At 36.3% G+C, this 14,807-nt stretch carries 12 protein-coding genes; all 12 read left to right on the top strand.

The window, feature by feature from the left end; all coding sequences use genetic code 11:
* The first annotated feature begins 3 nt into the window (after positions 1-3).
* The 12 genes from KYG33_RS06765 to KYG33_RS06710 all read left to right on the top strand — a co-directional run bounded on the left by KYG33_RS06765 (position 4) and on the right by KYG33_RS06710 (position 14,733).
* The gene (locus KYG33_RS06765) at positions 4-5,910 is read left to right on the top strand and encodes an alpha-2-macroglobulin family protein (RefSeq protein ID WP_219072901.1); all 5,907 of its coding nucleotides are present in this window, start codon (positions 4-6) and stop codon (positions 5,908-5,910) included.
* Positions 5,911-6,057: 147 nt separating this feature from the next.
* Positions 6,058-6,546, top strand: a complete 489-nt coding sequence (eco, locus tag KYG33_RS06760; RefSeq protein WP_077416337.1) for a serine protease inhibitor ecotin — start codon at positions 6,058-6,060, stop codon at positions 6,544-6,546.
* Positions 6,547-7,295: 749 nt separating this feature from the next.
* A complete protein-coding gene (locus KYG33_RS06755) occupies positions 7,296-8,714 on the top strand; it encodes a TolC family protein (RefSeq protein WP_219072900.1) in 1,419 nt (472 codons plus the stop codon).
* Positions 8,715-8,725: 11 nt separating this feature from the next.
* On the top strand, positions 8,726-9,682 hold the full coding sequence (locus tag KYG33_RS06750) for an HlyD family secretion protein (RefSeq protein ID WP_180564030.1): 957 nt from the start codon (positions 8,726-8,728) through the stop codon (positions 9,680-9,682).
* Positions 9,683-9,748: 66 nt separating this feature from the next.
* The gene (locus KYG33_RS06745) at positions 9,749-10,957 is read left to right on the top strand and encodes an ABC transporter permease (protein WP_077416343.1); all 1,209 of its coding nucleotides are present in this window, start codon (positions 9,749-9,751) and stop codon (positions 10,955-10,957) included.
* 449 nt (positions 10,958-11,406) lie between these two features.
* The gene (locus KYG33_RS06740) at positions 11,407-11,862 is read left to right on the top strand and encodes a DUF1569 domain-containing protein (RefSeq protein ID WP_047388398.1); all 456 of its coding nucleotides are present in this window, start codon (positions 11,407-11,409) and stop codon (positions 11,860-11,862) included.
* A gap of 10 nt (positions 11,863-11,872) precedes the next feature.
* On the top strand, positions 11,873-12,343 hold the full coding sequence (locus KYG33_RS06735; RefSeq protein ID WP_180564029.1) for a hypothetical protein: 471 nt from the start codon (positions 11,873-11,875) through the stop codon (positions 12,341-12,343).
* A 2-nt stretch (positions 12,344-12,345) separates the two neighbouring features.
* A complete protein-coding gene (locus KYG33_RS06730) occupies positions 12,346-12,750 on the top strand; it encodes a hypothetical protein (protein WP_077416347.1) in 405 nt (134 codons plus the stop codon).
* Entirely contained in the window at positions 12,747-13,118 is a 372-nt protein-coding gene (locus KYG33_RS06725) for a VOC family protein (protein ID WP_077416349.1), read from the top strand. Before KYG33_RS06730 ends, KYG33_RS06725 begins: the two co-directional genes overlap by 4 nt.
* Positions 13,119-13,133: 15 nt before the next feature.
* A complete protein-coding gene (locus KYG33_RS06720) occupies positions 13,134-13,679 on the top strand; it encodes an SRPBCC family protein (protein WP_232538973.1) in 546 nt (181 codons plus the stop codon).
* A gap of 42 nt (positions 13,680-13,721) precedes the next feature.
* Positions 13,722-14,171: a VOC family protein gene (locus KYG33_RS06715; protein WP_077416353.1), complete on the top strand. Its 450-nt coding sequence runs from the start codon at positions 13,722-13,724 to the stop codon at positions 14,169-14,171.
* A gap of 169 nt (positions 14,172-14,340) precedes the next feature.
* Complete coding sequence (locus KYG33_RS06710) at positions 14,341-14,733, top strand: DUF1398 domain-containing protein (RefSeq protein ID WP_180564027.1); 393 nt, start codon at positions 14,341-14,343, stop codon at positions 14,731-14,733.
* Positions 14,734-14,807: the final 74 nt, after the last annotated feature.

The following is a 14,807-nucleotide window of genomic DNA, read 5'->3' as shown; positions in this document are numbered from 1 at the left end:
TATATGAAAAGATTTTCCAAGATTTTTATGCTTTTGCTTGTAATGCTAAGCTTTTCAACGGTATCCGCACAGAAATATTACGATACCCAATGGGAAAAAATTGCTGAAAACAGTACGAAAGGAGCTTATAAATCTAATCTTCCCATTATTTTAGACATACAAAAACAAGCGATGAAAGAAAATAATGCCTTTGAACTGATCCGTTCTCTGAAAGCGGAGTTCAGTATTGTAAACCAAACGGTGGATGATGACCAGAACGATTCCGCTTCCCAATTTTTTAAAAAGCTTAAAGATGCAGAAGGCAAGATGAGCGGGGGAAGTAAATTGGTATACAAAGTTTTACTGAATGGTTTTTTCATGGATTATTACAACCAGAACTCATGGAAAATAAACGGAAGAACCAATATCAATTCTCAGGATGTTTCACAAATTGAGACCTGGAGTAAGCTTGATTTTAAAAATTATTTGACAAAAAGCTTTCAGGAAATTGATCAGGAAAAGCCTGAAATGAAAAAGATTTCTCTGGAAAAGTATAAGAATATATTTTCCGGAACGGGTGACACAGGCTATTTTCCAACCTTGTATGATTGGTATGCAATAAAGAAAGTAGAGTTTTTATCTGAAAACAATATTTTCACAAAAAATGAACTGACAACAAACCGTACAACGATCAATGCGATTTATGATGAGCTGATTGCTCAGAATACAGGAAATGCAAAGCTGTATTTCATGAAAGAAAAGATTACAGAGAATTGTAATTTCAATCACTGCAAAGATAAACTTGAACAGCTTCAGAATCTTTTAAAATCTAATGTAGAAGGAGATTATAAAGTGGTAATCATGGGAGAAATCATGGATGAACTTGTGGGCAAGAAGAAACCTAAAGAAGCTATTGCGTTGGCTGCCCAGGCTAAAAATGAATATCCGAAATCTCCATTCATTGAGAATATCAAAAGTAAGGAAGCTCAGATTGTAAATCCATATCTGACTCTAAAATATGAAGCCCAGACTCAGAATAATCTGCCGATTCATTTTGTTGCACAATATCAGAATGTATCAGAATTTACCCTGAATATTTATGAAGTAAAAGATGATTTTACATCACTACTCCAATACGTTCAGAATTCTTATTCTGATACTTTCGGAAAATTAAAGAAGAATCTGGTAAGGAAAGAAACATTCCAGCTTCCTGATCCTAAGGATTATCAGAATCATAGAACTTCACTGGAAGTGAAACCGCTTCCTTCAGGAGTATATGTAGCAGAATTTACGGTTGCCGGAGCCGACATGAAAGATTCAGACTCCAGACAGAATTTTTACTTTCTGGTATCCGGAAACAAGATCATCTATCAGTCTAAAACTGACAGAAAACCTCTTGCAGATGAATTGAAATTGGTTAACAGTGAAAATGGTAAACCTTTAACAAATGAAGGTCTTAAATTTTATGAATTTGTTTCCAATAAAACGTTAACTAAAATTGATGGAACAACGAATGCAAGCGGAGTATTTAAGTTCCCTTCTTCTGAAAACAAAGACTATTATAGAACTTTCCTGATCCAACAGCCTAAGACCAATGATTTCCAGATCATGCAGGTCTATGGAAACAGAGAAAATGCTGACGATTATAATCCTAACAAAGAAACCCGTTCAACTGCCCAGATTTTCATAGACAGAGGTATTTACCGTCCTGGACAGACTGTTTATTTCAAGGTGATTAATACCAGAATCAATAAAGAAGTTGAATCTGTTCTTTCAGGAATAAAACAAAAAATTACTTTATTTAATACCAATAGCGAAGAGGTTTCTTCCCAGGAATTTACTGCCAATGAGTTTGGTTCTTACCACGGAAGCTTCATTCTTCCTAAAGGAAAACTGAACGGTAATTTTTATCTGAGAATAGACGGTGAAAGCCAGGGATATAAAAATTTCAGAGTAGAAGAATACAAAAGACCGAAGTTTGAAGTCACCTTTGATCCGGTAAAGGATGAATACAAATACGGACAGACTATAGAGCTGAAAGGAAAAGCAGTCATGTTCTCCGGTGTTCCGCTGAACAATACCACAGTAAACTATGAAATTAAGAAGCAGAATATCAGATGGAGATATTTCAGCTGGTATCCACAGGACAATGATAATGAAAACTCAATTCTGGGTGAGGCAAAGACCAATGAAAAAGGTGAGTTTACGATTCGTCTGGAACTTAAAAAAGATGAAAAACTGGAAGGGATACAAATTGATAACTATGCCATCAATGCTTCTGTTACAGACATCAATGGGGAAACACAGACCGCCAATACGCAATTGAAAGTAGCTTCGGTCTCTCATTATATTCAGGCAGAAAATATCAACAATACTTTTGCAGATGAAAATGTAAAAGTAAAAGTGGAAACCAAGAACTATAATGATCAGAATCTTAAGAAGCCCTATCAGGTTAAGTTATCAAAACTGATCGCTCCGGACAGGATTTTCAGAGATAATTTCAAGTCTGATGTTCAGAATCTGCCGAAATATTCAAAAGAAGAATTTATCAGCAAATTCCCACACGATCTTTTTGATAAAAATGATGAGATCAAGAATTGGAAAACCGAAAAAGTACTGGTAGAAAGACAGCAGCAGCCATCTGCTGACAATGCGCAGCTTTCAACGAATCTTGATTTAGGAAAGCTTGAAGCAGGAGATTACCAGCTGGAACTTTTCAATTTCGAAGGGAAAGATACTATAAAAACAGCACAGAATTTCAGTGTTTGGGATAAAGCATCTTTAAAACCGGCTCAAAAAACTTTCCTTACGGTGATTGCTCCGAAGGAAGAATTGTCAAGAGGAGAAAAAGCTAAAGTGTATGTATTCTCAGCAATTCCTGATGCATTAGTGAATGTTTTTGTACAGGATGGTTCCGGGAAAACAGTTTCAGAAGTTCATCAGCTCAAAAAAGGAATATTGGAATATACCGTTGAAATTCCTAAAGACAAAAGTGTGTCCACACTGAATCTGCAGTTCCAGCTGGTTGCATTTAATGATGTGAGAACAGAATCTGTAGCTTTAAACATAAAAGACACAGAAAAACCTTTAAAAATTGAAACAGTAACCTTCAGAGATAAACTAGAACCGAACTCTAAGGAAAAATGGACGGTAAAAGTAACCGGAAACGATAAAGAAAAGATTAATGCTGAGGTCTTGGCCAATATGTACGATATGTCTTTGGATCAGTTTGCTGCAAACAGCTTTAGTTGGAGAAAATTGTACACGCCATTTGTGATTGTTACTTCTTACGGAATCAACAATTATCTGCAACAGCAGAACTATCAGAAAAGACTGAGATATTTTGAAGACAAATATGTACAGGTTCCACAGTTTAACTGGTTTGATGGTGACTTTTTATATTCATTACAGGGGAATGTTGCAGGAGTTGTAATTCAGGAAGGAGTTAAATCCCCGGCTTATGCACCACCACCATCACCAATTGCTGGCGCAAAATTTAAAACTGCAAGAGCATCCGTAGCAAAAGAAGTTGTAATGAACGAAGCGGTAGACGCAATGGCATCTAATGCAGATGGTGTTTTAGATAAAGATGATCAAGAAAAAGCACTGGATAAAGTGGCCGTTCGCCAAAACCTGAACGAAACAGCATTCTTCTATCCGGATCTTAAAACAGATGCCGAAGGAAACGTAAGTTTTGAATTCACTTCTCCGGAAGCATTGACAAAATGGAAACTGATGTTCCTTGCCCACACAAAAGATGCAAGAGCTGCTACATTGGAAAAAGAAGTGGTAACACAAAAAGAATTCTCAGTAACTCCAAATTATCCAAGATTCCTGAGAGAAGGAGATGAACTGAATCTGCAGTCGAAGTTATCTAACCTTACAGATAAAAAACTGGATGGTTCTGCAGAGTTACAAATTCTGGATGCCTTTACCAATGAAAATATTTCTTCAAAATTTGGAATAAATTCAGGAGTACAAAACTTTAGTTTAAATGAAAATGGAAGCAGTGCATTAACATGGAAATTAAAGGTTCCGGAAAATGTTTCCTCTGTTATTTTTAAAGTGGTTGCTAAAGCTGGTCAGTATTCTGACGGTGAGCAGCAAGCCATTGCCGTATTGCCCAACAGAATGCTGGTGACGGATGCCGTTCCGGTTTTTGTGAAAGAAGGAGAAACCAAAACATTTGTGTTGGACAATCTTAAAAATAATACATCCACAACAGCTTCTAATGTTTCCAATACGTTAGAACTGACAACCAATCCGATCTGGGAAATCATGTTTGCCCTTCCAAGTCTGAAAAATGATCAGAATAATTCAGCAGATGTGATCTTCAATAAATGGTTCGCAGATGTGCTGGCTTCAGAAATATTCAAAGCTAATCCGAAAATGAAAACGGTTTTTGAAGAATATCAGAATAAAGGATTATTAAATTCAAATCTTGAAAAAAATCAGGAGCTGAAACAACTGTTGCTGGAAGAAACACCTTGGGTACTGGAAAGTAAAAATGAAGGGGAGCAGATGCAGAAACTGGCATTACTATTTGATGCCAATACGATGAAAAATTCTATCAGTCAGGATTGGGATGAGTTCAAAAAACTGCAAAATCCGGATGGTGGATTCTCATGGTATCCTGGTTATCCAAGTTCTTACGGTACCTCATTGTATATTCTTAAAAACTTAGGAAAGATCAACTCTTGGTTAAAAGAAAATGTAAAAGACTATCAAAGTGCCGACCAGAATGCTATGACAGCTAAACTGGTTCAGTATGTAGACAATGAGGTCAACAAGTATTTTGATGTAAAAAAAGGAAACGTTTGGAATAACTGGGCTATGGATTATCTTGATACCAGAAACTATTGGGAAAAACAATATCCGTTGAAAGGAAAAGGTGCTACTCTGAAAACGTTAGTTAAACAAAAAGCAAAAACAGCTAAGATTACAGATTTCACATTCTTCGGACTTCACCGTGCAGCATTGTTAATGAATGATTATGGTCTGAAAGATGTATCTGATAAATTGATGACTTACCTTAAAGATACGTCAACGGATACAAAAACACAAGGTGTTTACTGGAAGCAGAATCTTAATGACTGGGGATGGTTTGGTTCAAAGGTGGTCAACCATGCTGGTGCACTGGAAGCATTCAACAAGTTAAAATCTAATGACCAAAGCTTTATTGAAGATATGAAAATCTGGCTGGTAACTCAGAAGGAAGTCAACTCATGGGGAAGCTCAAGAGGGACAGCAGAAGTGATTTTTACTATTTTAAATTCAGGAAAATCATGGACAGGAGCAGAAAGTGATAAAGCTGCTGTCGTTTGGGGAGGAAAAGAATTAGCTCCTCAGACACAAGCCACGGGTTATGTGAAGTCAACTTTAAAACCAGAAGCCGTAGATAAAAACTTAGCGACAGTAACTATTACAAAACCTGGTCCCGGAATTGTGCAGGGAGGATTGTTCTGGCAGTATTATGAAGATCTCGATAAAATCAAATCTTCTGAGAATTATATTTCCGTAACGAAAGAACTCTATAAAAAAGTGAAAACCGTAAACGGTGAGGAACTTCAGAAAATCTCAGCAGAAACCCCATTGAAAGTAGGAGATAAAGTAGCCGTAAGAATGATTCTGAATACAGACAGAGCGATGGAGTTTATCCACATTAAAGATATGCGTGCGGCAGGATTTGAACCTGTAGATGTATTATCCGGATATCAGTGGAAAAATAATCTTGGATACTACCAGTCCACCAAAGATGCTTCTACCAACTTCTATATTCAGTACATGCCAAAAGGAAAATATGTTTTTGAATATGATGTGGTTTCCAATGCATCAGGGAAGTTCTCCAACGGAATTACAACCATGCAGAATTACTATGCACCACAGATGAATGCTCACACAAAAGGAAGTAATGTGACAATATCAGAATAATGTATAAAAAAACTGCAGTAATTTTTTACTGCAGTTTTTGTTTAAAGATTTCAAAAAAAAATAGAATTAAATCGAAAAATCAAACAATTGTTTAATTCTGGAATGGTTTTTGGAGTTAGGTTAGTAGAAATTAAAAAAATTATAAAGATGAAATTTTCTAAAACTTTAATTACTGGATTGGTATTGATGGCTGGAGTAAATGCTTTCGCGCAAAAGAAAGCAGAAAAGTTTGAAAAACTACAGATTGAAATGTTCCCCAAAGCTAAAGAAGGATATAAACAAGTATATATTCAGCTTCCCGTAGCAAAAAACGAAAACGATTTAAAAGTTGAACTTTTTGTAGGTGCTGAAAAAATGTTAGATTGTAACAATTATTTCCTGATGGGAGAAATGAAAACTCAGGATCTTCAGGGATGGGGCTACAATTATTATGAAGTAGAGTCTAAAGGAGAAACAGCAGGAACTCTTATGGGATGTCCAGGGCAGAAACAGACTAAAAAGTTTGTTACCCTAAAGCCTGAAACTGTAAGATACAACAGTAAACTTCCATTGGTATTTTATGTACCGAAAGATATTGAAGTTCGTTACAGAATTTTACGTCCGGATGCTGGCATGAAAAAAGCAGTTCAAAGATAAATCAGCTTATTATAATTATACAGAAAACTCCTCACAGCAATGTGGGGAGTTTTCGTTTTTATACAGTATCAGATTGAATAATTCAACGTCTCGTTTGTCATTCCGCAAGAATCCAGCTTCCAAAATTCAGAATCAATTTTTATTTATATTGTTATGATTAACTATAAGTTTTGGTAAAACCAAATTCCTATTAATTGATTCTTCCATTATCTTAGCCAAGTGAAACACCTTTGCGAACAAGCTTAAACCGATGCATAATGTATTTGCAGACATGGCGTTGTAATATATTTTTTGGCTAAAGCCGATAGAAATTTGATCTTTTATCAAACGGACTCCCTTCGTCTCCGCTCAGGATGATAGTCCGTTCCTATTGAATATTGTTTCTCGCAAATTTTGCTAATTGAAAAGATTGTAATTTTCGGTGTCTCCCATCCAAGTTTGTCATTCCGCAGGAATCTAAATCTCAAAATTCAGAATAAAATACTAAAGCTTGTCTTTCCGGTCGAGTACTTTTAAATCCTTTTATTTCTCGATAAAATTGCTTTAGAATTATTGTGGAAAAAGTAGAGTTAAATTTTTTTTCAAAGTTTTTTAGTTTTTAATTAACATTTAAACGATTCGCCCAAAACTTTATTTTATAAGGTGTTAAATTTAAACACATTTTAAACTTACTTTAAATTCACCATATTGTAGAATTATCTTAAAGGATTTTATCTTTTTTTGCATTATATTTGTTATAAACATAAACCATGAAAAACAATTTATTGATTTTTACGTTTAGTTTTTTTGCTTTCCCCGCTTTTGGCTGGGCACAGTCTGCGCCGGATTTTAAAGAACTTCTGGATAGTGCTATGGTTCGGGATTCGAACCTCAAAATGCAGGTTATCCAAAACAAACTTACCGATCTTGACGAACACAAACTGAAAGACATCTTTCTTCCTACCCTGGAATTGAGTGGTAAAGCCGGCTATCTTAACGGAACAGCAAGACTTACGTCACCGGAAATCAATCTCGCTCCCTTTATCAATATTCCGGAAGGAGCTTTTAACAATAATTTCAATGTATCAGGATTTTCAGGTATTGCCAAGGCAGATGCCAAAATGCTGTTGTATTCCGGAGGGAAGGTAAAGTACATGAAAAAAGCAGTTGAAGAAAAGAAGAAATCTGAAGATATTCTGCTGGAGAAAACAAAAGATGAAGTGATTGCCGGTATTTCCAGAGCATATGATCAGCTAGCCTTGATTCATCAGTCTAAAAAAGTGCTGGATGAAAGCAAAAAAAGACTAGATATCAACAGAAAAACTGCCGATAAAGCGCTTGGCTACGGTTTGATTACTCCTTATGACCATAAGAAAATCGAACTGGCTCAGGCCACCTTAGATGCAAAAATGGTAGAATATGAAGGGAAGAAAGAACTGCTTCTTACCCAGCTTTATATTTTAACAGGAATCAGCAGAGAAAGGCTCAGAATGATTGATCCGGTATTATCTCCTGTAGAATTGCTTGCGGCAGAAAAAGGAATAGAGCAGAGAGCTGAAATCCGTGCATTGGAACATGGGATAAGTGCAGCAGACTATAAAATAAAGGCTGAAAGAACATGGATGATTCCTAAAGTACAGCTGATGGCTTCCGCATATTATATCGGCTTGTACGGAAACAGGATCAAATCTTCAGAAAATGTAATCCCGGCAGTTCCACTACTTGGTTATGAAGGAAAAAAACTGGACTGGAGACCCAATAATATCAACGTATTTCCATTAATTACAGCAGGAGTAGGGTTTAAGTGGGAGATTTTTGATGGTAAAGAAGGAAAACACGCTGAAGAAACAGCTAAGGTAGGAAAAGAAGTATTACAGAACCAGAAAGAAGATGCACTGAAAAAACTGACATTGAATCTGGCTAATAATAAAACCAATTATGATATAGCTTCCGCTCAGATTACCTTAAAAGCCAAAGAAAAAGAACTGGCAAAAAATGCACTCGTACAGGCAGAAAAAGAATTCAGGTACGGAATGAGCAAATCTTCTCAGCTTATTGATGCAGAAAACGATCTTGAAGCTGTTGAACTTGAATATCAGAATGCCATTTTCAACCAGAGAAGAGCGGGAATAGAACTGATGAGATCTACCCAGGAACTGGATATCACCAAATTTTATTTAATCCCTTAAAAATTTAAATGATGCATAAAAATATATCTATACTCTTCGCTGCTCTGTTTTTGTTGGGGAGCTGTGACAAAAAAAATGAAAAGACCAAAGAACCTGAAGGAAAAACCAAGAAGGATGTGATCTCTTTTGCCCCAAAAGTTACCGGAAGGATCTTAAAAATATACGTTTCCGAAGGTCAGACGGTGAAAAAAGGAGATACTTTGGCTCAGCTTGACGTACCTGAAGTGTCTGCAAAAATAGCACAGGCACAGGGCGCAGTAAACGCTGCTTCAGCCCAGGAGCAAATGGCAAAAAATGGAGCGACATCCGATCAGTTGAGACAGCTTCAGGCCAAATATAAAGGTTTGAAAGAGCAATATGAATTTGCTCAGAAATCTTACAAAAGAGCAAACAATATGTTCCGTGACAGTTTAATGTCTCCGCAGGCTCATGACGAAATCTATGCAAAACTGCAGGGTGCAAAAGCACAATATGATGCGGTTGTAGCAGAGCTGGATGACGTAAACAGAGGAACCCGTTTTGAGAAAATAGAGATGGCAGCAGGACAGGCATCACAGGCCAAAGGAGCTTTGCAGGAAGCCAATGTAGCCTATTCCGAAAGATACATCATTGCCACCAACGACATGGAAATAGAAACCATCAGTTTAAATACAGGAGAGCTGGCAACAGCTGGTTTTGCCTTGTTTAACGGATATATTCCGGAAAGTACCTATTTCAGATTTACGATCCCGGAAAGTGCTATTTCAAAATATAAAAAAGGGCAGGAGGTTACGATGCAGATCGTTTATAATAAAGAAAATCTTACAGGAAACATTGTATACATCAAACAGCTTACAAAGTATGCGGATATTACAACGGCTTACCCTGATTATCAGTTGCAGGATGCGATCTATGAGATCAAAGTAAAACCTAAAGACATGAATAAGGCTAAAAGTATTTTAGTCAATGCTAATGTAATCCTGAAATAAATTGAAAAGAACGGATGAAACTTCTATTGAATTTCATGTTGTTCTTTAACATATAAAAATCTACAGATGAAAGAATTTTTCCGTCTTTTAAAACGTGAGTTCAAACTTTTTATCGGCAATTCTACCTTAAGAACCGTGTTCTTTTTGGCACCGGTTTTTTATGCAACCTTGCTGGGGTTTGTCTACAAAAGCGGAAAAGTTGAAAATACTCCCGTATTGGTGGTCGACAGGGATAATACTCCGCTGTCTAACCAGTTGACGGAAATGTTGGATGATAATAAAAGCATCAGGATTATCAGATATCTGCAGGAACCTCTGAGTATCAAAGATGAGGTGATCAGACATGAAGCTGCCGCTGTAGTGATTATTCCCTCAAGATTTGAAGGAGACATGCTTCAGAAAAAATATCCCGAACTGAATGTTTATATCAATACAGGAAATGTTTTAACGGCAAATTTTGCCTCCAAAGCCCTTCAGCTGACCATAGGAACATTCTCTGCCGGAGCATCCATCAAAGGACTTCAAAAGGCAGGAATGCCTGCAGCAAAGGCAGCAACACAATATGAGCCTTTCAAAGCCAATTACATTACTCTTTTCAATACTACCGGAAACTACCTGATCTTCATGTGGCCGGCAATGCTGGCAGTAGTATTGCAGCAGGTGATCTTATTAGCTATGGCCGTAAGTTTTGCCGCCGAATTTGAAAGAGGTTCTTTCGTGAAAGAATACCTGAAAATGAAAAAATGGGCCTTCCCAACCATGCTGATAAAAGTGATCCCTATCTGGGTATTTTCTATTCTCATTGTAGGTATTTATTACTTTATGCACATGATTTTCCATGTTCCGATGCCTGAAGGAATATTTAATTTTATTCTCCTGACAGCGGTCTTTGTAGGATCAGTTTCATTTTTGGGAGTATTTATCAGTATTCTGATTCCCGATGCATTGAAAGCAACACAGATTTTGATGGTGATTGCCTCACCGGCTTTCATTATCAGTGGTTTTACATGGCCATTGAATGCGATGCCTGCTTTCGTTCAGTTCATCGCCAATATTATTCCATTAACCCCTTTCTTGCAGGCTTTCAAAATCTTATTAATTCAAAAAGGATCCGTAGAACTTACATTTCCTTACCTGAAACATTTAAGTATCCTTTTAGTGGTATACGCCATTATTGGCTGGATTGCTTTAAAGATCAAACTTTGGTTTATTTTCAGAAAAGCGGCACCACAGGAAATTGCAGTTGAGAACACTTCTCCGGAGGATGTTGAGTAGTCGTAGAGGGACTAATCGCCGATATCAATTAACCTTAATTAGAAATAAGATTGTTTGTCATGATTTTATACAATATTATCTTTAATGTTTGCAAAGTTATATTGAAGAATATCTTTTAATTTTCCGATCACAAAGGCACTCCGTTTAACAAGGTTTGATTATAGTTTTCGCTGAATGTAATGCCATTGCGAACAAAATTATTTTCAAACTAAAAAAATATTTTGCGACTCTTGCGTTAAAAAAATCAGATTATTTTCTTCATTGGAATTCAGGTTAATTAATAACCAATAATCATTTGGTAAGCAGTTTCTTGTCTTGTATTTCAAATGCTCAGTACTGTGTAAGTCCTCTAATGAGTAATTGCAATAATTTCTTCTTTCCTTTTTTCAACCAACGATAAAATCAAACAAAAAAACTGATATATTTGTCCATAGTAAAATAGAAATTATATGGAAAATGTATTTGATGCAAAAGATGCTCAAAATTATATTGATAGGATAAACAAATTGGTAGAAGACACCCATGGTTTATGGGGAAAAATGACGGTAGACCAGATGTTGGCACACTGCTGTATAACCTATGAGATGATTTATGAGCCGGAAAAACATAAAAAACCGGGATCTATTGCAAAATTTATATTAAAAACCTTCGTGAAATCTAAAGTCGTAGGAGAGAAAGCATATCCAAGAGATTCTCCTACGGCTCCACAGTTTTTGGTGACTACCAGAAAAAACTTTCACGAAGAAAAAACAAGACTGATTGGTTTTATTCAGAAGACACAGCAATTGGGGGCAGACGCTTTTGATGGGAAAGAATCTTTTTCTTTCGGAAAATTAAAAGCTCAGGAGTGGAACAATATGTTTGCTAAACATCTGAACCACCATCTGTCACAATTTGGCGTTTAAAACACACAGCATGAAAAAACTTTTATTACTCTTCCTTCTGGCGGCCAATTTTGTATGGGGGCAGATGCCGGATATTTCAAATACCTGGCTGAACAACAGCAAACCTTATCTTGGAACTATTGGAAACAAAGGCCAGGAACTGAAACTTAAGATCAATATTTCTGAACAGAATAAAAAGAATGACCAGGAGTATTTTGTTTCAGGATATTCCCTTGTGGATACCAACTACACAAAATTTGAAGGTAAGATTACCATTTCAAAATATAAAGATTCCAGGAAGCAGGGAACCGTGTTTGGGGAATATGAACTGGCAGAAGAGAATAAAGGAAAACATTCAGGACTTTTTAAGGGAAGATTTGTCTACAATTTTAAGTGGAATAAGAAAACAGAAAAAATTGAAGGGCAATATATTGAGCTTATAGGAGACTGGAAAAGCTATGATGGAACTATAGCGTTTAAAACTCATTTAAAAAACCAGTAACCATGCTGAGAAGAATATTAGCTGTAGTGGTGGGGCTTCTTGTAGGCTCCATTTGTATTACAGTCATAGAAAAAATAGGACATTATCTGTATCCTCCTCCCGCAGAAGCGGCCGCCGGAGATATGGAGGCACTGAAGGTATATATTAATGATGCTCCTTTTATGGCTCTGTTTTTTATCATTCTAGCATATGCCTTAGCAGCAGTTGTTTCCGGATTTACAGCCTCAAAAATCTCAAATAACGGAAAATCTACAGCAGCTGTAATCTGTGGAATCATTTTTCTACTGATAACCATCTATATGATGACCTCTTTACCTACTCCAATCTGGTTCTGGATTGTAGGAATCCTTGTTTGGGGATTGGTTTTCGCAGGACATAAACTTGCTTTAAAAACAAAAAAAATATGAAACTAGGAGCATTTTCAATCAGCTTAAGTGTAAAAGATCTTCAGAAATCCAAAGATTTTTATGAGAAACTGGGCTTTACAACTATGGCAGGAGCTACAGAAAGTAACTACCTGATCATGAAAAACGGTTCTACCTTGATAGGCCTTTTTCAGGCAATGTTTGATGGAAATATGCTTACTTTCAATCCGGGATGGGATGAAAATGCACAGAATCTTGAATCTTTTGAAGATGTGCGTGAAATTCAGAAAAGATTAAAAGAAAGTGGAGTTGAGATCGGTAAAGAAGCCGATGAAACAACCTCAGGACCTGAGCATATTTACCTTAAAGATCCCGATGGAAATATGATTCTTATAGATCAGCACAGATAACAATAAAACACATTCATGATGAGAATATTTAAGAGAATTATTTTATTTTTAGCCGCATTACTAATCATTTTGTTAGTGGTGGCAGCTTTTATCTCGGGAGACTGCAAATATGAAAAAACAATCTCTATCAATGCACCTGTAGATAAAGTATGGCAAAATACAAATACTTTAAAAGCAATGGATCAATGGAGCCCATGGAATGACCTTGATCCTGCTATGAGAAAAGACTGGACAGGCACAACGGGGCAGCCCGGAGAAAAAGTGTGCTGGGACAGTAAAAATGAAAATGCTGGAAAGGGTTGTCAGGAATTGAAAAAGGTAGATGAGGCAGGTAAAAGAATAGATACTGAAATCAAATTTCTTACTCCATATGAAAGTGAAGCAAACGCTTATGTAACAGTAGCTCCGGAAGGAAACGGAAGCAAGGCAACATGGGGATTTACATCACAGATTCCTTATCCGTTTACTTTGATGAAACTATTTATGAATATGGAGGATGCTATTGGAAAAGACTATCAGAAAGGGCTTTCAGGATTAAAAGCTTTATCTGAAAAACCTTAATAAAATACAAATTAAAACTAAACTTAAAAAAACAAAACAATTATGGCAACAGTAAACGTCTACCTTACATTCAATGGAAATTGCAAAGAAGCATTCGATTTCTATAAATCTGTTTTCGGAGGAGAATATCCTTATATCGGAACATTTGGAGAAATGCCTCCAATGGAAGGAAAAGAAACTTCTGAGGAAGACAAAGACAAGATCATGCACGTTTCACTTCCGATTTCTAAAGAAACAATATTGATGGGAAGCGATACAGGAGGAGAGTGGTCTTCCAATTTCAAAGCAGGAAACAATTTCTCCATTTCTATAAATGCAGAATCTAAAGAAGAAGCAGACAAATTATTCGGCGGTCTTTCTGCAGGAGGACAGGTAACAATGCCAATGGCAGATACTTTCTGGGGAGCTTATTTCGGAATGTTTAGTGATAAATTCGGGATCAACTGGATGGTAAACTATGATGATCCTGCTAAAATGCAGCAGCATCCATAACATTAATATTTTGTATTTGAAATATAGTTAGAACATACCGGCAATGCAATTGCCGGTTTTTTATTTGATATTATATTTGCATCCCAAAAATTTTTAAATTTGATGGAAGGAGTATATCAGACTCATAAAATGATAGAATATTTTATACTTAACACAAAAAATAGAAAAGATGAAATTTACAATTGAAGACATTAAAACAGAGCATCAGAAAGTGAAAAGCGGAGCCGATTTCCCGGCTTATATTCAGGCTGTAAAAAAGTTAGGAGTTTCTCATTATACAACCTATGTCTCAGATGGAAATACCGAATATTTTGACCAGGAAAATCAATCTGTTCAGACCAGAAGCAAGTATCATCCGCTTACTGTTTCAGGAAACCTAAATCTTGAAAACTTTAAACTAAGACTCAGACTTCACCAACAGGGAGGAACAGATTATATGACTTTCTGTAATGACTGTGCAGAAAACGGTGTCAAAGGCTGGAAGATGGATCTTCATGCGATGACCTGTACTTATTTTGACAAAAATGAAACTGATGTGCTGACAGAACAGGTTCCAGGATAATCTTTTAGAGAAAACCGTATGCAAATTATGGTACCCAACTTTCTTTAAATCGTTTTGAAATAGTATTTGCTGTT

This window comes from Chryseobacterium sp. D764 (assembly GCF_019317325.1).
Classification (GTDB): Bacteria; Bacteroidota; Bacteroidia; order Flavobacteriales; family Weeksellaceae; genus Chryseobacterium.
The sequence above is the reverse complement of the archived record's forward strand: the minus strand, read 5'-3'. Positions and strand labels throughout refer to the sequence as shown.